The organism is Microbispora sp. NBRC 16548, assembly GCF_030268985.1.
Classification (GTDB): domain Bacteria; phylum Actinomycetota; class Actinomycetes; order Streptosporangiales; family Streptosporangiaceae; genus Microbispora; species Microbispora catharanthi.
The window spans coordinates 325,609-346,027 of record NZ_BSSF01000002.1 but is presented as its reverse complement, the minus strand read 5'-3'; the positions used below and the strand labels follow the sequence as shown (position 1 = coordinate 346,027).

The following is a 20,419-nucleotide window of genomic DNA, read 5'->3' as shown; positions in this document are numbered from 1 at the left end:
AGGAGAGCCCTATGGATGCCGCCGAAGCGCCGCCCCGGCCCGCTCTGGCGCCGGTGCCCGGCCGGCCGCTGCCCAGAACCCCGCGCGAACTGTTCGATGCGCTGCCTCCGCTGCCCGGTCTGCGGACAGAGGTGATCGGCGGACGGCTCGTAACCCGCCTACGGGACGCTCCCGAACACGCGTCGGCGGCGATGCGGTTGTTCAAGGCACTCCTGCCGCTCATGGACGACCGCGGCTGGCAGGGATGGGCGGGAAACGTGGGCGTGTGCCTCGACGGGACCAACGAGCCGGTGGTGCCGGATCTCGTGCTCGCCCCGCGAGGCTGTCCGCGTTGGGAGGAGCGTGAGCTGCTGTCCTCGGGGCTGATGCTGGTGGCCGAGGTGGTCTCGAAGGGGAGCGCGGAGGACGACCGCCTCAAGAAGCCGGCGATCTACGCCGGGGGCGGGGTCCCGGTGATGCTCCTCGTGGACACGCTGACGAGGCCCGCGTCGGTCACGGTCTACAGCGACCCCAAGGAGGGCCGGTATCAGGTGACCTCGACGGTGCCGTTCGGGCGGGAGATCCACATCCCCCACCCGATCGGCTTCACGCTGGACACCTCAGTCTTCGAAAAGGTCCTCTAGCCTCGCCCGTTCGGGCTTGGGACGGGGCTTGCTGAGCTTCGGGGGGCTGGTCAGGAAGCCCGTCCCCCACGAGATGTGCATGGTGGCGTACACCACCGGCAGGCGTACGAGCGCGGCGCCGGACAGCCCGCGACCGGTGAGGACCGAGCCCGCGAGGATCGCCACCAGATAGCCCCCGGGGATGATCAGGCCCGGCCAGAAGAAGGGCGAGACCACCAGGCCCAGCGCCATCGCCGCCACGGCGGCGGGCGGGGCGAGGTAGCGCAGGTTGATCGTGCCCTGGTGGGTGCGGGAGACGACCCGCCGCCAGCGGCCGTAGTGGAAGTACTGCTTGGCCAGGGCACGCACGTTGGGCCGGGGACGGTAGGTGACGCGCATCCTCGGCTGGAACCACACCAGCCCGCCGGTCTCCCGGATGCGGTGGTTCATCTCCCAGTCCTGCGCGCGCAGGAAGTGCTCGTCGTAGCCGCCCACCCGGTCGAGGGCGCTGCGGCGGAAGACGCCCAGGTAGACGGTGTCGGCCGGGCCCGCCTCCCCGCCCGTGTGGAACCGCGCGTTGCCCACGCCGATCTTCGAGGTCATGGCGCAGGCCACCGCCTGCTCGAACGGCGTGATCCCCTCGGCGGCCATGATGCCGCCGACGTTGTCGGCGCCGGTCTGCTCCAGCGTCTCCACGGCCGTACGGAGGTAGTCGCGGGGCAGGATCGCGTGCCCGTCGACCCGCGCGATGATGGGGTTGCGGGACGCCGCGATGGCGGCGTTCAGCGCGTTGGGGGTGCGGCCCGTGGGGTTCGGCACGACGACGACACGGCGATCCTCGGCCGCGATGGCGTCCGCGACCTCCTGCGTGCGGTCGTGGGAGGGGCCCACGCTGATGACGACCTCGAGAGGGCCCTCGTAGTCCTGTTCGAGGACCTGCCGTACGGCGTCGCGAAGGTGCCGTTCCTCGTTGAGCACCGGCATGATCACCGACACCGGCGGCCAGGGCCGCGCGGGATTCTGGCTCGACTGTCGCGAGTCGGGAAAGGGCTTCATGGCGGCGCTCACGCTACTGTACGGGGGGGTGGAGACGGCAACCGGAGGACGGGAATGCCCGGCGACCATGAGGAGGACTCCGGCGTCCGCGTAGGGGGCGACGGGTACGGCGGGGTAAGGCTGACGGCGCAACGCGCCCGCCAACGGAGATCAAATCTCCGATCCCTGGTCATTTCGGGCTCGCTGTCCGGAGTCGTGCTGATCGGATCGGGCGTCGCGTGGCTGGCGCCGAACTACGCGGTCAACCGGATCCACTCGGTGGACGCCGGAACGAGCGAGGCCGAATCCACGGGCGCGATGAACATCCTGCTGGTGGGCGTGGACAAGCGCGACAACCTGACCAGGCGCCAGCAGAACCAGCTCCATCTCGGCCGCGACGTCGGGCAGCGCACCGACACGATGATGGTGATCCACCTGTCGGAGGACCACCGCAGGGTGACCGTGGTCAGCCTGCCGCGGGACACGTGGACGACGATCCCCGGCCAGGGCGAGCACAAGATCAACTCGGCGTACCAGTTCGGCGGCGCCAAGCTGGCCGTGAAGACGGTGGAGCAGGCGACGGGCCTGAGCGTCAACCACTACGTCGAGGTCAACGTGCTCGGGTTCATCGACGTGGTGGAATCGCTGGGCGGCGTCACCGTCTGCACGCCGGTGCCCATCGACGACCCGAAGACGAAGCTGAACCTGCAGCCGGGGACGTACACGCTGGACGGCGTCAACGCGCTCGCGTACGCCCGCACGAGGGCCACGGCGCGCTCCGACCTCGACCGGATCGACCGGCAGCAGCAGGTCATCTCCGCGCTGCTGGGCAAGGCGCTCAGCGGTGGCACGCTGGCCAACCCGGCCAAGCTCGCCGGGTTCCTCGACTCCACGTTCAAGACGCTCACCGTGGACCCGGCCCTGCAGAAGGACCTGCTCGGCATGGTGAACCAGTTCAAGGACGTCTCGACCGACGACGTGTCGTTCGCGACCGTGCCGCTGGCCGACGTGAACTACCACGCGCCCACGGGCGAGTCCGCGGTGCTGTGGGACAAGACGGCCGCCCGCGACCTGTTCCAGCGGATCGACGCCGACCAGCCCCTCGTCAAGCCGTCGACGAAGGGCTCGGCGTCTCCTTCGGGCAGCCCCGCGGCGTCGGCGAGCGCCTCCCCCTCGGCAGGGCCCACGGCCTCTCCGACGGCACTCACGATCCCGCCGGGCCGCATCTCGGTCAAGGTGCTCAACGGCACGCTCATCACCGGCCTGGGCGCGACCACGAAGGCCCGCCTCGTCGAGGCCGGGTTCATGGTGCCGTCGTCCCCGGGCGACACGGCCCGCCGCGACTTCACCACCACGGTCATCCGCTACCCGCCCGGCCGCGAGGACTCGGCGCGTACGGTGGCCGCCGCCATCCCGGGGGCCGAGTTGCGCGAGCAACCGGACGTAACCGGCATCGAGGTCGTCGTGGGCCAGAAGAACCACGACGTGAAGAAGGTGACGGTGGCCGCACCGGAGGGCTCCGCCACGCCGGCGACGCCCACGCCGCAGGCGACCCCCTCCGCCCGCACCGCCACGCAGAACATCTGCAAGAAGTGACCGCCCCGGCCGGCGAATATGGGCCGGGGCCCGCTTTCCCGCGCCGAGTGACCTCGTGCGGAGCCCGGGATAGATCGCGAGTCGGCTGACAGGCCGAGCTGCGGTGCGCGTGGCCGGCGGGGCTTCAGCCGAATGCACCCGGGGCGTAGATGTCGTCCAGGCCGATCAGGCGGATACCGGGGTCCCCGGCGGCCGAGGCCAGCAGCTCAGTGGTGAAGCCCGAACCGCTGTAGCAGGCCAGAATCGTGTCACGGGTGTCGTAGCCCTTGGCGGCGAGGAGGTCGCGGGCCCGGGCCAGCCGCCCCACGTGGTGATGGCTCATCGTCTCCCCCCACTTCGCCTCCCCCAGGGACAGCAACCTGCCCGCCCGGCCTCCATCAGGGGGAGAGAAGACCGCCACGTCGATCTCTATCTGGGTGCGGTTCTCCGGGTCGTTCACGGTGCCCGCGCCCACCGTGGCGGGGAAACCCCCGAACACTTCTTCGCCTGCGCCCATGGCGTAGTCGCGGCACAGAGCCTCGAAGTGCGGGCCCACGATCTGGGCCAGGAAGGTCTCACGTACCGAGCCCCACACGGCCTCACCGCGATACGCCTCCAGCTCCGGCCAGCGCCGCCGCATCACACCCTCGTAGAAGGTGATCAGGGGCTCGACGATGCGGTAGCGGGAACGGCCCTGGCGGAAGACGTCCGGCTCACGGGCCACCAGCGCGCAGTCCTCGAGGACGTTGAGCGGATGAGTGATCTGGTCCGACCTGCGGCCGATGTAGCTCGCGATACCGCCGTTCGTGGTGTTTCCACTGGCGATCGCCGCCAGTACGGAGTGGTAGAGAGCCGGATCGCGGATGTCCGACTCCTCCGCGAGAAGATACCGGGCCTCACGGAAAAGAGGCTTCTGCGGGTTCAGCACGGTCCTGACCACCCAGGAGTCGAAGTCGCCCGGCCCGGCGGGCGCGTCACCCTGCGTGAACTCGAACCGGTACGCGGGAGTGCCCCCGACGATCGAGTGCACGAGCACGGCCAGGCGCGGGTCCGTGAGCCCCCAGAACCGCGCGGCGTCGCGGTAGCCGAAGGGCTGGACGACCAGCTCGAGCCCGGCCCGCCCCCGCAGCGGCGCCTGCCCCGCGAGCAGCCCGCCCATGACCGCCATGGCGGAGCCGCAGAGGATCAGTCGCGCGGAACTGTCCCGTCCGCTGCCGCCCGGGCCGAGTTCGCGTTGAATGATGGAGGGGAGGCTTGGCGTGACTCTGGACAGGAAGGGAAACTCGTCCACGACCACCAGAGTCGGCCGGCCTCGGAACCTGCGGAACAACTCCGCGATCGCGTCGTTCCAGTCGCGGAAGGGACGCTCCGGCACCTCCCGCGTATGCCGTACGAGCGCGTCCGCGAAGAGCCGGAGCGACTCCGCCTCCGTGGCCTCGGTAGCGGCGAAGTACATGCCATCGGTCTCCTCCGCCAGGGCCCGCAGGAGAAAGCCCTTCCCCTGCCTGCGGCGTCCGCTGACGACCCCGAGCGCGGCGCCGCTCATCGCACTCGCCGACACGAAGGAGGCGAGCCCCTGCCACTCCCGCACCCGGCCGAACATCCGCTCAGGCTTCGGAACCACATCACACCTCCATGACAGAGTGTGGTCCACAGGTGACGCCGCGGAAGTCGGTACTGGTTCATTTCGGCGTCCGGGGCGAGCCCGTCGTCGAAGCGATCGACAGCCGCCTTCACGCCTCCGGCACCCCGGTCGATGCCCTCACCGAAGACTGGCCCCGCGGCTAACGAGCCCCGGCCATGATCGCGCCGCGGACCGCGTCGAGGAGCGTGGCGGCCCTCCGGTCCGGTACGCCTTCCCGGATGTGGTTCATGACGTAGCCGAAGGCCAGGCCGGTCGCCGGGTCGGCGAAGCCGAGCGATCCGCCGTAGCCGGGGAACCCGAAGGCGGTCGGGCTGTACCAGAAGGCGTCGGGTGTCGGCAGGCCGAAACCGGTGGCGATCCGGACGGGCACGCGCAGGACGCGGTCCACACCGCTGACCTGCTCGGCGGTCGCCGCCGCCAGAGTGGCGGGTGAGATGAGGCGATGCCCGTCGACCTCACAGATGAGCGCGGCGTAGAAACGGGCCAGCGCGCGGGCGGTGCAGATGCCGTTGGTGGACGGCATCTCCGCGAGTTGCTCGGCGGGGTCGTCGTGGTTCAGCATCGGCGTGACGACGGTCATCGCCCGCATCGTCAGCGACGTGGGATCGGCGTAGGCGCTCATCACCTCGCGCGCGGGCTCGGGCAGGGCGTCCAGGTCGATCCCGGCCAACGCGCCGAGGTCGATTGGGGCGGAGACGATCCGGCTGACCCGGTGCTGCTCGGATTCCGGCAGTCCGATCCACAGGTCCAGGCCGAGCGGCGCCGCGATCTCCTCGGCGAGGAACGTGCCGAGACTTCGGCCGGTCACCCGGCGGACGACTTCGCCGACCAGCCAGCCGTACGTGTGGGCGTGGTAGCCGTGGTCGGTGCCCGGCTCCCAGAACGGCCGCTGGGCGGCCAGTGCGGTCACGATGGGATCCCAGGCGATCGCCTCCGCCGGGGTGATCGGGTGATCGAGCGCGGGCAGTCCGGCCTGGTGGGTGAGCAGCCAGCGGACCGGGATCCGGTCTTTTCCGCATGCCGCGAACTCCGGCCAGTAGACGGCGACGGGTGCGTCCAGGTCCAGTTCGCCGCGCTCGGCGAGCAGATGCGCGCAGGCGGCGGTGACGCCCTTGGTGGTGGAGAACACGACCTGCAGGGTGTCGCGCTCCCAGCGGCGGCCGGTGCCGGGATCGGCGATTCCGCCCCACAGGTCGACGACTTTCCTGCCGTGCAGGTAGACGGCGACCGCGGCGCCCACTTCCTGTCCGCCGGCCAGGTTGGCCGCGAACGCCTCACGTACCGCTTCGAATCCGGGTGCGGTCTCGCCGCCGATTTCGGGCATGCGTCATCGCCTTCGTGATGGATTGATCGGGGGAAGTGCTATCTCCGCCAGTGCCCGATGAGCCAGGCGCAGATTTCCGGCTCGGTCATCTCGGGAAAATCTTCGGACAACGTGACGAGCGCGCGCAGCGCCTCGTCCCGGTCCATGCCTCGCGCCGCCGCTTCCTTCAGGTATTCCTGTCGTGCGGCGGTAGGACGTCCGCCGCCCGCGCCACGGCCCGGCAGGCCGTTACGCCACTCGATGATCTCCGCAAGCCGGTCAGGCCGCCAGCCGGGAGTCCCGTCGACCTCGACATCGGGCTCCGGGAACGGGCGCTCCGAACCGCCGGGATAGCGGGAGCGCCACTTGTGCACCGCGTGCCGGCTCACGCCCAGCGCCTCGCCGATGCCGACGACGCCGAGGTACCGCTCGGTCATGGTGCACCAACTCTGTCTGTACGGCCTCCTCCGCGGGTCTCATTACTACCACGCCCAGGACGAAGCCCCGCAACGACAACGAGTTAACTTCGTCTCTTACGGAGACGAAGTTAGAGCAGGAGGCGGGACATCGTCAACCGCCCGCAGGCCGACGGTCTCCGTCTCACCTACGAGATGGACGCTCCATCGGTGGGGGCTCCCCCGGCAGGCGGAGCGTACGGTGGACCATCTGATGCAGATAGCTGCGGAATCGCCACAGCGCGACTGGATGGTCGTGGTCGTAGCGCCGGCCCGACCGGTCGTACACGCCGCTCTGCACGAAGCTGTGGACGCACCAGATCACCGAGTTGATGGTGTAGTCCACGTCCACGTCCGGGGCGGTCACCAGGGGAGCGATGGTGTCGATCACGAACTGCGCCGCCGGCGCGGCGTACATCGGCTCAAGCTCGGGGATGTCGGTGGCGTCGGAAAGCCACCTGTGGGTGTAGAGCGCCGGATACTCCGGCTGCCTGCGGCAGAAGTCGATGTATCGGTCGAGGAGCCGGTGCATGGCGACGATCTTCTGTTCGGGCGAGGCGCCGACGATGTCCTTGACCCCCTTTTCCAGGACGGCGTTGTGCGCGCTGTTCATGCGATCCATGACCTCGAGGTAGATCTCGCGCTTGTCGCCGAACCGCCGCCTGACGTAGGCCACATCCGTGCCCGCGGCGTCGGCGATCTGCCGCATGTCCGTGCCGTCGTAACCCAACCCGGCGAACAAGCGGGTCGCCACCTGGAGAACGCGGTCGGACAGGCCCCCGTCGCCCGTACCCGTCATGGGGTAGTCGGTTCCCGCCTGGTCTCCCCCTAATCACGCACTTGCCCCGGTAGGCGCGATCCGGAACTGTTCCGGACGCTCGCCGACCTTGTGGGGGTTTGCGGCGGGCAGGGATCTTCGTGGGGATTCCGACGCCTATGGAGGTCCCCTCGTGCACCGATCATGCGATTGGACGCGTACGTCCGCGCCCTCGGGCTTCCGGAGGGCGGATTGAGCCTCCGGTTCGGGTTGCTGGGCCCGGTCGAGGTCAGGAGGAACGGCAGGCCGGTCCCGCTCGGCTCGCCCAAGCAGCGCGCCCTGCTGACCGCGCTGCTGCTCGAACCCAACCGGGTCGTGTCGATCGACCGGCTGATCATGGCCGTGTGGGACGAGGAGCCGCCCCACTCCGCCGTCGCCAACGTCCGCACCTACGTCAACCGGCTGCGGGGCACGCTCGGCGAAGGCGACCGGCTGACGGCCCGGCCGCCCGGCTACGTCCTCACCGCGCACGCCGGCGAGCTCGACGTGACCGAGTTCGCCGATGCCCTGCGGCAGGGCAGGAAGGCGCTGTCCGCCGGGCGGCCGGAGGCGGCGCTGCGGCACCTGTCGGCGGCCCTCGCCCGGTGGCGGGGCGCACCGGCCGAGGACGTGCCCAGGTCGGCGGCGCTCGGCCCCCGCCTGGACGCGCTCGCCGAGCAGCGCTGCCTGGCCCTGGAGGCGCAGGCCGAGGCCCGCCTCATGCTGGGCGAGCACGCCGACGCGGTGCCGGAGCTCCGTGAGACGGTGGCCGCCCATCCCACCAGGGAGCGGCTGTGGGGCAGTCTCATGCTCGCGTTGTATCGCACCGGCGACTCCGCGGCCGCGCTGTCCGCCTATGGGCAGGCGCGCGCGTTCCTGGCGGAGGAGCTGGGCGTCGAGCCCGGGCCAGAGCTGGCCGAGCTGCACCGGAGCATGCTCAACCGGGATCCGGCGCTCTGCGCGGTTCCCCCGCTCCGCGCCCCCGGCTCGTCCCACCCGGCGCCTGCGCCGAAAGCGCGGCCGAAAGCGGAACCGATGGCGGAACCGAAAGCGGCGCCGACGCCGGTCGCGGGGTCCGGAAGTCTCGTGGGCCGGGATCTGGAGCTGGATGAGCTCGTGGCCGCGATCGCCGCCTCTCCCCCGCGGCCCGTCGCCGTCCACGGCCCGGCGGGGGTGGGCAAGTCGGCCCTGGCCCTGCATGCCGTCCGGATGGCGGCGCCGGATTTCCCCGGCGGCGTGCTCCACGTCGATCTGCGGTCCCTTCCCCGGCCCGGCGCTTACGAGACGCCGGCGCGGCTGCTGAGCCTGCTGGGGCTGGCGAGCGACCAGATCGCCCCGGACCTCGACGACGCGGTGCTCCAGTTCAGGACCGCCACGACCGGGAGGCGCGTGCTCGTCCTCCTCGACAACGTGACCGACGAGGGGCAACTGCGTTCTCTGATCGGCGCCTGCCCGGACTGCCGGTTCGTGATCACCAGCCGGAGGGTGCTCGCGGCGCTCGACGATGTCGACCATCTGCCGCTCGCTCCCCTGACGGACGACACGGCGTACGAGCTGCTGGTCCGGCTCTGCGGCCGGGACCGGGTCGACCCCGAGCAGGTGAGGAGAGTGGCCCGGCTCTGCGACAACCTGCCGCTCGCGCTGCGGATCGCTGGCAAGCGACTGGCGGTCAGACGGGAGTGGACGCTGGCGGCGTTCGCCGACATGCTGGCCTGCGAGGAGCACCGGCTCGACCTGCTGACCTGCGGTGACCTTTCCGTGCGGAGCGCTCTCGACCTCGACTACCAGGCCCTGCGGCAGTGCGGGGGAACGGCGAACGGCAGCGCGCTCGCCCTGTTCCACCGCCTCGGCGAGCGAGGCATGGCCGACTGCGGGTCTGCGACCGCAGCGGGGCTCCTCGGATGCGACCGGCGCACGGCGTGGGCGGCGCTCGGCAGGCTGGCCGATCTCCGCCTGATGAAGTCGATGGCCCCCGACCACTACCGGATGAACGACCTCACCCGCCTGTACGCCATGGAGATCGCCAGAACCGCCGGAAAACACGAGAGCGGGAATTCGGCGGCATTCGCCTAGGGTGGCGATGCGAGAGCGGAGCGCCCTTTACGCAAGGGGCGTTTACGCGACAGGGCGCTCCGCTGTATCCGTCTAGCAGAGGTACTGCCACGGAGTGCAGTAGCCGCTGGGGATGCCCGACCCGGTGCAGCAGTAGCGCTGGACGCAGGTTGAGCCCTCATACCAGCAGTTGACCGCCTCCGCGCGGGTGGCCGGGACCAGCCGGGCGACCATCCGGTCCGCCAGCCGCTGAATCGTCCGTGTCATTCAGCTCCTCCTTCTGAAGGACTCCTTTTCGGTGACCGACATTAGGAGCGGCTTCGGTCAGGGACGTATTACCCCGATACACGATTTCCTGTATTCGCTTCACCTGGTTCACGCGTTCAACCGCCGGAGCACGACACCGGTGATCCTGCTTTCCGGCAGGAGCCCCCACTGCCGGGAGTCGGTGCTGCGCGACGGGTTGTCCCCGAGGACGAGCAGCCGCCCCGGCGGCACCAGGGTCTCCCCCAACGCCTCGAATCCCGGAGGGATCGGATCCCCGGCCACGGCCGCAGCCCGCTTGATCGCCAGGTTCGTGCCGCCGTCGAGCGTGACGCCCTCCCCCGGGCCCACGCGGGAGATGACCACGATGTCCCCGCGCCGAACGCGCCGGCCGGGCCGGCCGGGCCGCAGCCTGCGCACGAGAACCTGGTCACCGGGCCACAGGCCGGGCTCCATGCTCTCCCCGTGCACCTCGACGACGTGCAACGTCCGCCTGGCCACCATCACGACGACGCCCCCGAGCGCCGATGCGAGCAGGACGAGCAGGACGGGTGTCATCGTGCCCCCGAGAGCCGGTCGCGCGGGGCGTCGGCGTTCCGGTCCTCCCGCTGCCGATATCCCTCCGCCTGGAGGGCGAACATATGGGCGTAGATCCCGCCGCACGCGAGCAGCCCGGTGTGCGTGCCCTGCTCGGCGACCTGTCCGCCGTCGAGGACCACGATGTGGTCCGCGTCGCGCACGGCGCCGAGCCGATGGCTGATCAGCAGGCTCGTACGGCCGCGGCGGTGCTCCCGCAGGCCCTGGTGGATCTCGTGCTCCGCTTCGGCGTCGAGGCCCGAGCTGGGCTCGTCCAGGATGAGCAGGTCCCGCTCGCCCCGCAGGTAGGCGCGGGCGAGGGCGAGCCGCTGCCACTGCCCGCCCGACAGGTGGACGCCCACGTCGCCGCCGCCGTCCGCCGCGGGACCGTCCTCCGCGGGGCCGTCCTCCGCGAGGCCCTCTTTCGCGGGGCCGGCGAAGATACGGGACAGCATGGTGTCGTACCCCCGGGGCAGGCCGCTCACGACGCCGTGCACGCCCGCCCGCCGCGCCGCCGCCTCGACCCTCCCCCGGTCGTCCAGCGCGGCGAGATCGCCCAGGCCGATGTTCTCCGCCGCGGTCATGTCGTACTCCATGTAGTCCTGGAACACCGCCCCGATCCGCGCCCGATGCTCCGCCGGGTTCATCTCCCTGAGATCGATCCCGTCCCAGAGGACCGAGCCGCGCTCCGGGTCGTACATCCGGCACAGGAGCTTGACCACCGTGCTCTTGCCCGCGCCGTTCCTCCCGGCGAGCGCCACCGCGCTGCCGTACGGGATGGTCAGGCTGACGCCGCGCAGGGCCCAGGGATGGCCGGGCGAGTAGCGGAACCACACGTCCTTCAGCTCGATCCCCCGGCGCAGCGGACCGGCCCGCCGGGGCCGGGCCGGGACCGGCAGGTCCGGCTCGGCGTCCAGGACGGCGAGGTAGTGGCCGAACAGCAGCACCTGCTGATGCGCGGTGACGAGTTCGACGACGAGACCGCTCGCCGCCGCCTGGACTCCGGCGACGGCGGCGAGGAACAGCGCGACGTCGCCGACCCCGCCCGTGCCGTTCGCCGCGGAGAGGAGAACCCACAGCAGGCCGCCCCCGGTCGCCAGCGCCGCCGTGGTCCCGGTGAGGGCCTGGACGCCGAGTTCCCGCCGGTCGGTGCGGCTCCGCTCGGCGTTCGCGGCCCGCCGCTGGGCGGTCATCAGCCCGCGCAGATGCGCTCCGATGCCGAAGAGCCTCAGCTCCTTGGCCGCCCGGACGTTGACGAGAAGCTCACCGAAGAAGAACTCGCGGCGCTCGACCGGGCCGATGCCCCACAGCATGGCGGCACGCCGCCGGGACAGCCAGAGCTCCGCGGCCAGGGACGGCACCGCGGCGCCGACCACGAGGGCGGCCGTCCACGGGCTTATCGTCACGAGGGAGACGAGGAACCCGGCGCCGGTCATCACCGTCCTGGCGGCGCCCAGGGCGGCGGAGACCACCATGCCCGGGGTCGCCCCGCCGTACTGCTGGGCCATGCGGATCCGGTCGAGGAACGCGGGGTCCTCGAACCTGGCGAGGCCGACGAACCGCTCGGTGGCCCTGAAGAGGCTGTCCTGGGCGACGAGCCCGATCCTGCGCCCGCTCTCGTCCCTGACGTACTGGACGATCTGCGGCCCGAGCGCCGTCAGCACCCCGCACCCGGCGAGCGCGGCGCCCAGCGCCGCCGTCACACCGGCCCCGGGCCGGCCGCCGGCGATCTCGTCGAGGACCAGCTTGGTGCACCAGGCGATCGTCACCGGCAGGACGGCCATGAGCGCGCTGAGGACGGCGAAGGCGATGGTCAGCCCCCTGCCGGCCCGCCAGGCCATGCCGAGAGCGGTGACCACCGCCCGCGCTCCGGCGAGGCCCCGCACCCGCGCCGTCACGCGTGTACGGGAATCTTGTCGAGGTCCTCGAGAGTGGTCCCGCTGGCGACGATCCTCCCGCGCACGTCGACCAGGGCGAGGGACGGGAAGCCGTTCACCTGCAACGCCTTCGTCAGGCCGGTGCCGTACTCCTCGATCAGCACCAGGGCGACCGGCTCCAGCGTCCGCCGCTCGTCCGCCACCTCCTCCTCCGTACCGACGAGCACGGCGAGCACGTTGCCGCGTCCTCCGGGGAAGGATCGCGCACGCTCGGCGAACTGCGGCAGACGGTCGTGGCAGGCCGAGCACCCGGGAGAGAAGACGCCGACGAGGACCGGCTCGGTCAGCGTCTCGTCGGAGACGTGGACGCCGTCGGTGCTCACCGCGGAGAAGCCGCCGATCGTCGCCCCGGGTGGGAGCACGATCGACGGGGACGCCACCGGCCTCGCCGACAGCATCTCCTCGTGCGCCCGCAACCGCCGGATCACCCCGACCGTCAGCACCAGGTCGATCAGGCACAGGACGCCGACGCCCAGGACGAGCGCTGTCAGGAACGGCATGAGGGACTACCTCCGTCAGGGTGAACTGGTGAAGAGACCGGCGATCTCGCCGATCGCGGACAGCAGGACCGCCGCGGCTCCGGCCGCCAGGGCGACCGCGGCGAGCCCGGCCGGCCCGAGACCCGCGGGGACGGCTCCGGTCCAGGCCGGAACCGCTCCGATTCCGGCCTGCACCGCTCCGGCCGCCGCCGCGACGATCAGCACCGCGTTGCGCGCGAGATGACCGGGGCCCACCGGAACGGCGGAGGCGCCGAAGCAGCGGCAGGGGACCCGCCTGCCGCGCCGCATGGCGACGACGATGGCCACGGTGAAGGCCACGAGCAGCCCGAGCGCGACGCAGAAGCCGGCGAGCATGGTGGGCGGCCAGGCCAGCAGTGGCGCGACGGCGACCTCGGCGGCGACGACGAGCGCCGCGACGGGCCGGGCCGGCAGCCGTGTGAGGGCGCGAGTGGCCAGCGTGAACTCCTCGTACGCCGCCCGCCCGCGCAGCTTGCTCACCGCGGACATGAGGAAGACGATCCCCGTGAGCAGCCGGAGGAAGGCGAAGAGATAGGCCACGGGCGTCCTCATCCCCGGTCGGGCGGGCGGGTCGCCCACCACGCTAGGAATCACCGCGGGACGCCGGGTACACGACGGCTACACGCGGCGATGTATCGGGGACGAACGCCCCGCCCGCCTGGCGATTCCCGCTACGCCTCTGCGCATGTGGTGAGCCGTTCCACAGCGACGTTTCATCCTCGGCGCTGTTCCAGCGATTGAGATGAAGTCGGCTCGCTAACGCTTTCGATGGCCATCCAATCGTTCATCGGCGGGGCTGAAAACTGAATAACGGCATGTCCATCGGCAATGACCGCCGCCTGCGGCCGTCATCGGTGAAATCACCCTGTCGAGGAATGGGCACCGCGGTGCCCGCGCGAATTTGGCCGGTGTGGTGCAGGGACTGCATCATGGAAGGACGTTTCGGCCCGGCGAGACAACAGGGGCGTGACGGAAACGCGGCCTTGGGCGACCGAAGGGCGACGATGAAGGCATTTCTGGTTTTCCTGGGCGTCGCCACGCTGGGTGCGGTGGTCGCGGTTTTCCTGTTATTGCGGAACCCGGCGGGCGGCAACGTCGACGAGGAGCCTGTGGCCTCGGTTTCCACCGCGGCGGCCTCCGCTTCCCCCGCGGCGCGGAAAAGCGTGCTACTGGATGCCGAGGGCGCCGTCATCGAGGAGTTCTCCGGCGACTGCGCGAACAGCGGATATCCCTATCTCTGCCGGTATGTCAAAGGGCGGCTTCTCGCCGAGGACCCGCGACTGCTCACCCGTGACGGCCTGACGATCCAGACGACGATCGACCAGCGGCTCCAGCGAGCGGCGCAACAGGCCGTCGACGCCTACGTCCACCGAGACGACCCGCAGGTCGCCACGCAGGTCATGATCGTCCCAGGCGAAGGGGCCGTGCAGGCGATGGTCACCAGCCGTGATCCCGCCGACGGGCCGGGCTTCCAGCAGGGCACGACGGCGATGCCCTACGCCCTGGCCGCCGCGCTCGCCGCCGGTGTCCGGTACGACGACGGGTTCATGGTCTCGGACGAATACCGTCCCCGGAGCTACTCGAAGTTCAAGGACTGCGCGGGCCGGGCCGTCGCGGATCCAACCCACAGCATCCACAACCGGAAGAAGGACGGGACCCGGTTCGTCACCCTGCGGTCGGGCACCCAGGACGCGGTGAACACCTTCTACATGCAATTGCAGGAGAAGGTCGGCCTGTGCGAGACCATCAGGATGGCCGAGCGGCTCGGGCTCAGGAGCGCAAACGGAAAGCCGCTTCAGGAGTTCGAGACCTTCGCGCTGGGCCTTATTGAGGCCGATCCCGTCTCGGTGGCCAACTCGTACGCGAGCCTCGCCGCCCGCGGCCGCTTCTGCGAGCCGCGAGTGATCACGGAGATCCGCGACGGCTCAGGCGCCGGGCGCCCCTTCCCAGCGCACTGCGTGCAGGTCCTGGACCCGGCGGTCGCCGACGCGGTCACCGGAGTGCTGGCGGACGTCCTGGCGAAGAGCTCACTCAAGGGCGTCGGCCGCGAGGCGGCGGGCATGCCCGGCACGGGCGACATCTCCCGCACCGCCTGGTACGCCGGTTACACCCCCGGCCTGGCCTCGGCCGTCAGCCTCGGCGACTCTCGTGGCCCGGTGCGGCACCCGATGGTGGACGTCACCATCGGCGGTCGCCGCTATTCGCACGTGGACGGCACGTCGGTGCCCGGCCTGATCTGGAAGAAGGCGATGACCGAGGCGCTGCGCGGAACGCAGGAGACCCGCTTCGTCCGGCCGGACGCCGAGCGCTTCGGCGGCTGCCACGACGCCTGCCCGAACTGACCGCCGCCGTCCCCGGGCGACGCTGGGCAGGCGTTCGATCTCAGCCGCGCATGCTCTCGTCGCTCAGCTCGTTCAGCGGGGTCAGCGCGGCCGATGCCGCGTCGTGATCCATGCCGGTCGCCTCGAGCAGGTCCACGGCGATGGAGCGCAGCTGCGCGATGATGACGTTCGCCGAGAAGCCCAGGTTCTTGGGCCGCTCCCGTGCGGCGACGGCGAGCAACGCCTGCCTGGTCAACATCGGTTCCCGTCCGGCGCCCAGTTCGAGCTGGAGCAGCAGCGCCGCCTCCGAGACTTCGCGCAGCAACTCGGCCAGGGCGACCGGTGGCGGGCTCGCCTCCCCCATCGCCGCGAGCGTGCGGCGGACCAGGACGCGTGCGTTGCGCAGCGCCAGATCCACCGGTAGGGCGGCGGTCGTGTACCTGGCCAGTCTGGCCCGGTGATGCCAGCGCAGCGGCGAGATCCTGATGATCTCCTTGCTGTTCTCCAGCGCCGCCGCGAAATCCTCGACCGCCGTCTGGGTCCTGCGGCCGCACTCCAGTGCCTCGGCGGCCAGGTCCATATCGCCCTTCTCGATCGCCTCCGCCGCCTGTTCCAGCACGGTGGAGAAGGCGTCCAGCACGCCGGACAGATGTTTGCCCGCGATGGTGAGCGGGCTGGCGGGCAGCAGCGCGACCGCGGCGATGCCGATGATGCCGCCGGCCAGCGCATCGGCCATCCGGTCCAGCCCGCCGCCGTCCTCGCCCGGCACCAGCATGGCGACCAGCACCGCGGACGACCCGGCCTGCGACACGAACAGCTCGCCGCTGTTCAGCAGCGCCGCGATGGTCATCGCCAGCGCGATCACGAGCGCCAGCTGCCAGGGGCCCGAGCCGATCCAGGACACCAGCAGGTCGCCGATGCCCACGCCCAGACTGACGCCGACCACCAGCTCGGCCACCCTGCGCAGCCGCTGCCCGAACCCCAGACCCACGCAGATCATCACAGCGATGGGCGCGAAGAGGGGATGGGCGTGGCCGAGCAGGTGAACGGCGACGATCCAGGCCAGCGCCGCGCCCACGGCGCACTGCGCGATAGAGGGCACGATCAGGCCGAACGTACCCACCCGTTTCCTCACCTGATCACCGAGCCACGTGCGCACTCCTCTACGATCGCGGATCTTTATGACATTGGGATCACATTTGCCCCGAATTCTTCTGGTTCGAACCATTCTGCGAAGGCCAGGCTTTTCAGGCGTGGCGATCGCCCTGTCGCCGTCACCTCGCACGACTGTCCAGAGGGTTGGCGGCTACCAGCCCGGGGACGTCGTCGCCGACCGATGCGGCGGCGCTACCCGGCCTGCGCCTGACCCGCGTTGACGTGCCGGGCCGTGCTGAACCGGCGCCGGTAGGCGGCGGGACTGATCGACATCTTTCTGCCGAAAACCCGCCGCATGCTTTCGTAACTGGGGAACCCGGCGAGGGCCGCGGCCTGCGTCGCGGTGTGTCCTTGGTCGAGCAGTGCCCTGGCCAGGTCGAATCGGATGTCCTCCACGTAGCGGGCCGGTGTCGTGGACAGCTCGTCGTGGAAAAGCCGGGTGAGGTGCCGGGTGCTCACGTTGAGGTGTTTAGCGAGCTCACCGAGCGAGTGGTCCCCGCAGGGGTTCGCCGTCACCAGGTCGGTGACCTTACGCAGAGCCGACGAGCGGGGCGGCGGTCCTTGCAGCGGTGCCGAGAACTGGGACTGGCCACCCGCACGCTGCATGTACACCACCAAGGCGCGGGCGACGTCGCGCGCGAGGTCGGGCCCGTGGTCCTCTTCGACGAGGGCGAGCGCCAGATCGATGCCGGCCGTCACCCCTGCCGACGTGTACGTGGTGCCGTCACGAACGTAGATCGCGTCGGGCTCGACACGACACGTCGGACACCGGGTGGCGAGCTCGTGCGCGACCTTCCAGTGCGTGGTCGCGCGCTTGCCGTCGAGGAGGCCGGCGGCGGCGAGGACGAACGCCCCGGTGCAGATCGACGCGACCCGGCCGGCCACAGCCGCGGGTATCCGCGCGGCGTCCGCCAGGTCGCCGGGGACACGGGCGCGCGGATAGAGATCGGACCCGGCCACCAGCAGCGTGCCCAAAGCCGTCTCCGAGGAGACGGCGCCGTCCACCGCGATCCGGACCCCGAGGTTCGACGTGACGTCCGCACCGGTCGGCGACAGCAGCACGATCCGGTAGTCGGCGCCGAACCGGTTCGCCTCCTTGAACACCTCCGCGGGACCGGCGACGTCCAGCAACGTCACTCCGTTGTAGACGAGGATCGCGACGCGATGGGGGGCGGCGTCCGTCACTCCGGCCCCACGGGAGCCGGATCCGCGCGATGACCGGCCGGATCCCGCCGGCACCGACCGCTGTCGGGCCGGCGACGCAGGAGGCATTGACACCGTTCATTGGTAGCACATCGTCATCGGAGATCACGGGGATCCTCCAGGCGTGACCGGACGATGCGAAGTCGCAGGCCACGCGCGGGGCCCTGCTACGCGAGGTGGTCGCGGTGGAGCACCCGGCTGCGATTTCGCCCTGTCTGGATATAGGTGATTCCTGGCCGGACGAAGGCGGCGGCGCACGCCGATCGGCGGGGAGCATGGAAGTCGGACACACGGTCCACAGCCCGACATAATTCCCGGAAGGTCAGGGGTCATGCCAGAGGTCATCGCGGGGTTGGAGATTCCTGAGACAGCGGCGGTCGCCGAAGCGACCGCGCTCATCCAGGAGACGACCAGCCCCCTCATCTACCACCACTCCCGGCGGGTCTACTTCTTCGGCCTGATCCACGCTCACAAGCTCGGTGTGGAACCGGATCCGGAGCTGCTCTACTTGGCCGCCATGTTCCACGACCTCGGCCTCCTGACTCCCTTTTCCGATGTCGAGCAGCGCTTCGAGGTGGACGGCGCCGACCATGCGCGCGAGTTCCTCCTGGACCGGGGTTTCTCGACGACCGCCGCCGAGACCGTCTGGACGGCGATCGCGCTGCACACCACGCCGGGCATCCCCGGCCGGATGGCCCCGGAGATCGCGAGCACGCACCTCGGCGTATTGACCGACGTGATCGGCTTCGGCCTGGACGGACTGGAACACGCTCAGCTGGACGAGATCCTCACCGTCCACCCCCGGGGGGACTTCAAGAACGAGTTCCTGCGAGCCTACGTCGACGGGCTCAAGAACCGCCCGGACACCACGAACGGCACCGTGAACTCCGACGTGCTCGAGCACTTCATCCCCGGCTTCCGGCGCACGACGACGGTCGAGCGCATCCTTGGCTCGCCCTGGCCGAGTTGACCGCACATCAAACGAGGCCCCAACGCCGACGCGTGCTCGTGGTGGCCGACGTTGTCGTCAGCGTTCGCGGCCCTCGGTGAATCGTCGCTGTTCGTAAGCGGAAGGCCGGTCGGCGGCGACAGGCGATCAGCGTCCCGGACGGCGCCGAAGCTCGCGAACATCCACGCCGGTCGGATCTTACTGGCGCCGCCGTCCGGTCTTCACAGAGATCCTGCCGCTGGAAACTCTCGCCTGCGAGGTGATTACGCGTCCAGGCCGGGAGAGGTCGGCCGACCAGGGCCGCGCCCTCCCGGGAACCATCAACGCCGATGCCCTGGCAAGACCAGCAGGGTGATCGAATTCGCCGGGTACGTCGCAGTGACCCGGCCCTGGTGCACCATGAGATCGTCACCGCGCACGATCGAGTTGAGATCGGCCGGGCTGTAGGTGAACCGCTGCGCCCTGGCGTTGCCGTGCAGTCCGGCGATCGACAACGGTGAGGTCAGATCACCGCCGGTCTTGTTGATGACCATCAGGGTCAGCGCCTTGTCGCGCGAGCGCTGCGCCCCGTACACCGCAAGCTGCCCTTGATCGCTGCTGGCCGCCGACACGCTCACGTCGCCGAACCGGCTCCCCGCACCGTCATAGTTGCGATACATCCGGAACGCGTAGGCGCCGGGCTGCGTCGGCTGAGGTTCGCCCCAGATGGTCGCGAGGTCGAGACCCTCACGCCCGAAGATGCCGAGAACGTCGGCCTGCGCCAGGGCGCCGTTGATGTCGTCCAGCGCGCCCCAGTTGTACTCGGTGATCGCGGTCTTCGTGCCGGGGTAGTACTGCGCGACCCACTCCTTCATCTTGCGGATGAACTGCAGCGGCGGCGCGTTCACGCCCGTGGGGCCGATCCAGGACTCCTCGACGTACGTCGGGTCCCACAGCGAACGCGTGGACCGCAGCCGCCACGCGTTGGACTCGGGGTCCTTCCCGCCGTTGATCTGCGGGTAGTAGTGCTGGTCGAAGTAGTTGAGCATGCGCTTGCCGCCGTGCGCGTCGCTGTAATCCTTCATGTTCTTCAGGAACCACTGCGACAGGTTGAGCCCGCCGTGCGCGGCCGCGTCAGCGCCCGGCGCACATCCGTCCACCCCGGATGCGACCCACTCGCAGTATCCCCAGCCGGACGGGCCGAGCACAGCGGCGCTCGGGTCGGCGGCCTTGATGGCCGCGGCGGTCGCGGTGCTCTTGCTGCCCAGCTCGTCGTACGAGACCGCCTCGGGGTGCACGTCGCGGTGCGTGGAGTTCCACAACACCGGCTCGTTGTCGAGCTCGTAGATCGACACGCCGCCGCGCGCCGCCGTACCGAACTGGCTCACGAGATGCGACACCATCTCGCCGTCGAATGAGGCGTCCACCGGGATCGAGGTGTCCTCAGGCACCGCCCCGGTGAGGTTCGCGTTGTTGAGCCTGCCGTTGCCGCAGCCGGCGTCCCACTGGTCGAATCCGTCCTGAGCGGGGAACCGGCTGGCAGGGAATCCGCAGGCGAACGGGTGCTGGGCGGGCGAGTCCTTGGCCACCCACCCGCTCATCGGCACGGTGACGACCTGTTTGCTGCCGCGGGCCTGGTTGGTCTTGACGAACGCCTCGACCGTGTTGTCGGGCCCGGCGACGATGTTCTCGAAGTACCAGTCGCTTCCCGTGTTGTAGGTGTGGTTCTTGAAGTTGTAACGCGTGCTCGCGTTGCCGCCCCAGCGCGCCACCGGCAGGCCGATCTCGGCGGCGAACGCCGGGTCGGCGCCGTTCATGCCGTAGATGTCCGGACTGATCGGGTGCCGGGCGGCGGACAGGTCCACCGACAACGTAGGACCCGCTGCCGCCGCAGCCGGGTCCAGGGCCGCCTGGGCGGTCAAAGTCCCCGCCACGAAGGACACCGCTACGCCGAGCGTCGTGGCCGATCGCAGCTTCCGCCGCCGTTGAGCACCCATCATCGACGCTCCCGTCAATCGATCTATCGGTCAACAATCGAGGAGCCTGACCGGACG

18 protein-coding genes are annotated in these 20,419 nt (G+C 70.4%); 5 read left to right on the top strand and 13 right to left on the bottom strand.

Translation table 11 applies throughout. From position 1 onward, the window contains the following. Window positions 1–11 precede the first annotated feature (11 nt). Window positions 12–623 (top strand): Uma2 family endonuclease, encoded by a 612-nt coding sequence (locus QSK36_RS06040; protein ID WP_183534650.1) that lies wholly within the window; start codon window positions 12–14, stop codon window positions 621–623. Here the strand turns inward: QSK36_RS06040 and QSK36_RS06035 are convergent. Beyond that, the gene (locus tag QSK36_RS06035) at window positions 600–1,658 is read right to left on the bottom strand and encodes a glycosyltransferase family 2 protein (RefSeq protein WP_285781608.1); all 1,059 of its coding nucleotides are present in this window, start codon (window positions 1,656–1,658) and stop codon (window positions 600–602) included. The genes QSK36_RS06040 and QSK36_RS06035 overlap by 24 nt on opposite strands. 195 nt (window positions 1,659–1,853) lie before the next feature. Between QSK36_RS06035 and QSK36_RS06030 the strand changes: the two genes are divergently transcribed. Beyond that, a complete protein-coding gene (locus QSK36_RS06030) occupies window positions 1,854–3,233 on the top strand; it encodes an LCP family protein (protein WP_285781607.1) in 1,380 nt (459 codons plus the stop codon). Window positions 3,234–3,357: 124 nt separating this feature from the next. On the opposite strand, the gene QSK36_RS06025 is transcribed toward QSK36_RS06030, so the two are convergent. The 4 genes from QSK36_RS06025 to QSK36_RS06010 all read right to left on the bottom strand — a co-directional run bounded on the left by QSK36_RS06025 (window position 3,358) and on the right by QSK36_RS06010 (window position 7,414). Then, window positions 3,358–4,836, bottom strand: coding sequence for an AAA family ATPase (locus QSK36_RS06025; RefSeq protein ID WP_285781606.1), 1,479 nt, complete (start codon window positions 4,834–4,836; stop codon window positions 3,358–3,360). A 160-nt stretch (window positions 4,837–4,996) separates the two neighbouring features. Then, window positions 4,997–6,181, bottom strand: coding sequence for a serine hydrolase domain-containing protein (locus QSK36_RS06020; protein WP_285781605.1), 1,185 nt, complete (start codon window positions 6,179–6,181; stop codon window positions 4,997–4,999). A gap of 38 nt (window positions 6,182–6,219) precedes the next feature. Next, window positions 6,220–6,597 carry a hypothetical protein gene (locus tag QSK36_RS06015; RefSeq protein ID WP_285781604.1) on the bottom strand — a complete coding sequence of 126 codons (378 nt, stop codon included), beginning with the start codon at window positions 6,595–6,597 and terminating at the stop codon, window positions 6,220–6,222. 163 nt (window positions 6,598–6,760) lie between these two features. Continuing rightward, the gene (locus QSK36_RS06010; RefSeq protein ID WP_183534643.1) at window positions 6,761–7,414 is read right to left on the bottom strand and encodes a TetR/AcrR family transcriptional regulator; all 654 of its coding nucleotides are present in this window, start codon (window positions 7,412–7,414) and stop codon (window positions 6,761–6,763) included. Window positions 7,415–7,576: 162 nt separating this feature from the next. Here QSK36_RS06010 and QSK36_RS06005 point away from each other — a divergent pair, with 162 nt between their 5' ends. Further along, entirely contained in the window at window positions 7,577–9,484 is a 1,908-nt protein-coding gene (locus QSK36_RS06005) for an AfsR/SARP family transcriptional regulator (RefSeq protein WP_183534641.1), read from the top strand. A gap of 72 nt (window positions 9,485–9,556) precedes the next feature. Here the strand turns inward: QSK36_RS06005 and QSK36_RS06000 are convergent, their stop codons facing one another. From QSK36_RS06000 to QSK36_RS05980, 5 genes are all read right to left on the bottom strand, one after another. Then, the gene (locus tag QSK36_RS06000) at window positions 9,557–9,730 is read right to left on the bottom strand and encodes a hypothetical protein (protein WP_183534639.1); all 174 of its coding nucleotides are present in this window, start codon (window positions 9,728–9,730) and stop codon (window positions 9,557–9,559) included. Window positions 9,731–9,838: 108 nt separating this feature from the next. Further along, the gene (locus QSK36_RS05995; protein WP_183534637.1) at window positions 9,839–10,285 is read right to left on the bottom strand and encodes a S26 family signal peptidase; all 447 of its coding nucleotides are present in this window, start codon (window positions 10,283–10,285) and stop codon (window positions 9,839–9,841) included. Beyond that, window positions 10,282–12,201 (bottom strand): ABC transporter ATP-binding protein, encoded by a 1,920-nt coding sequence (locus tag QSK36_RS05990; RefSeq protein ID WP_285781603.1) that lies wholly within the window; start codon window positions 12,199–12,201, stop codon window positions 10,282–10,284. The genes QSK36_RS05995 and QSK36_RS05990 overlap by 4 nt, the downstream gene beginning before the upstream one ends. Continuing rightward, entirely contained in the window at window positions 12,198–12,740 is a 543-nt protein-coding gene (locus QSK36_RS05985; RefSeq protein WP_183534635.1) for a TlpA family protein disulfide reductase, read from the bottom strand. The genes QSK36_RS05990 and QSK36_RS05985 overlap by 4 nt, the downstream gene beginning before the upstream one ends. Window positions 12,741–12,755: 15 nt before the next feature. Continuing rightward, complete coding sequence (locus QSK36_RS05980) at window positions 12,756–13,298, bottom strand: MauE/DoxX family redox-associated membrane protein (protein WP_183534634.1); 543 nt, start codon at window positions 13,296–13,298, stop codon at window positions 12,756–12,758. A 464-nt stretch (window positions 13,299–13,762) separates the two neighbouring features. On the opposite strand from QSK36_RS05980, the gene QSK36_RS05975 reads away from it, so the two are divergent. Next, window positions 13,763–15,100, top strand: coding sequence for a penicillin-binding transpeptidase domain-containing protein (locus QSK36_RS05975; RefSeq protein WP_183534633.1), 1,338 nt, complete (start codon window positions 13,763–13,765; stop codon window positions 15,098–15,100). A 40-nt stretch (window positions 15,101–15,140) separates the two neighbouring features. Here the strand turns inward: QSK36_RS05975 and QSK36_RS05970 are convergent, their stop codons facing one another. Together QSK36_RS05970 and QSK36_RS05965 are read right to left on the bottom strand one after the other, a co-directional pair. Further along, window positions 15,141–16,202, bottom strand: a complete 1,062-nt coding sequence (locus tag QSK36_RS05970; protein ID WP_285781602.1) for an FUSC family protein — start codon at window positions 16,200–16,202, stop codon at window positions 15,141–15,143. A gap of 224 nt (window positions 16,203–16,426) precedes the next feature. Next, window positions 16,427–17,419 carry a GlxA family transcriptional regulator gene (locus QSK36_RS05965; protein ID WP_285781601.1) on the bottom strand — a complete coding sequence of 331 codons (993 nt, stop codon included), beginning with the start codon at window positions 17,417–17,419 and terminating at the stop codon, window positions 16,427–16,429. A 349-nt stretch (window positions 17,420–17,768) separates the two neighbouring features. Here QSK36_RS05965 and QSK36_RS05960 point away from each other — a divergent pair, with 349 nt between their 5' ends. Next, on the top strand, window positions 17,769–18,407 hold the full coding sequence (locus QSK36_RS05960; protein WP_285781600.1) for an HD domain-containing protein: 639 nt from the start codon (window positions 17,769–17,771) through the stop codon (window positions 18,405–18,407). Window positions 18,408–18,706: 299 nt separating this feature from the next. Here the strand turns inward: QSK36_RS05960 and QSK36_RS05955 are convergent, their stop codons facing one another. Beyond that, on the bottom strand, window positions 18,707–20,299 hold the full coding sequence (locus tag QSK36_RS05955) for a glycoside hydrolase family 44 protein (RefSeq protein WP_285781599.1): 1,593 nt from the start codon (window positions 20,297–20,299) through the stop codon (window positions 18,707–18,709). Window positions 20,300–20,419: the final 120 nt, after the last annotated feature.

What these genes read in the sequence shown, in the direction of transcription:
- QSK36_RS06005 (WP_183534641.1), top strand. Translation starts at nt 7,577, where the DNA reads ATGCGATTGGACGCGTACGTCCGCGCCCTCGGGCTTCCGGAGGGCGGA.
- QSK36_RS06010 (WP_183534643.1), bottom strand. Translation starts at nt 7,414, where the DNA reads ATGACGGGTACGGGCGACGGGGGCCTGTCCGACCGCGTTCTCCAGGTG.
- QSK36_RS05985 (WP_183534635.1), bottom strand. Translation starts at nt 12,740, where the DNA reads ATGCCGTTCCTGACAGCGCTCGTCCTGGGCGTCGGCGTCCTGTGCCTG.
- QSK36_RS05960 (WP_285781600.1), top strand. Translation starts at nt 17,769, where the DNA reads ATGCCAGAGGTCATCGCGGGGTTGGAGATTCCTGAGACAGCGGCGGTC.
- QSK36_RS06000 (WP_183534639.1), bottom strand. Translation starts at nt 9,730, where the DNA reads ATGACACGGACGATTCAGCGGCTGGCGGACCGGATGGTCGCCCGGCTG.
- QSK36_RS06015 (WP_285781604.1), bottom strand. Translation starts at nt 6,597, where the DNA reads ATGACCGAGCGGTACCTCGGCGTCGTCGGCATCGGCGAGGCGCTGGGC.
- QSK36_RS05995 (WP_183534637.1), bottom strand. Translation starts at nt 10,285, where the DNA reads ATGACACCCGTCCTGCTCGTCCTGCTCGCATCGGCGCTCGGGGGCGTC.
- QSK36_RS06040 (WP_183534650.1), top strand. Translation starts at nt 12, where the DNA reads ATGGATGCCGCCGAAGCGCCGCCCCGGCCCGCTCTGGCGCCGGTGCCC.
- QSK36_RS05975 (WP_183534633.1), top strand. Translation starts at nt 13,763, where the DNA reads ATGAAGGCATTTCTGGTTTTCCTGGGCGTCGCCACGCTGGGTGCGGTG.
- QSK36_RS06035 (WP_285781608.1), bottom strand. Translation starts at nt 1,658, where the DNA reads ATGAAGCCCTTTCCCGACTCGCGACAGTCGAGCCAGAATCCCGCGCGG.
- QSK36_RS06020 (WP_285781605.1), bottom strand. Translation starts at nt 6,181, where the DNA reads ATGCCCGAAATCGGCGGCGAGACCGCACCCGGATTCGAAGCGGTACGT.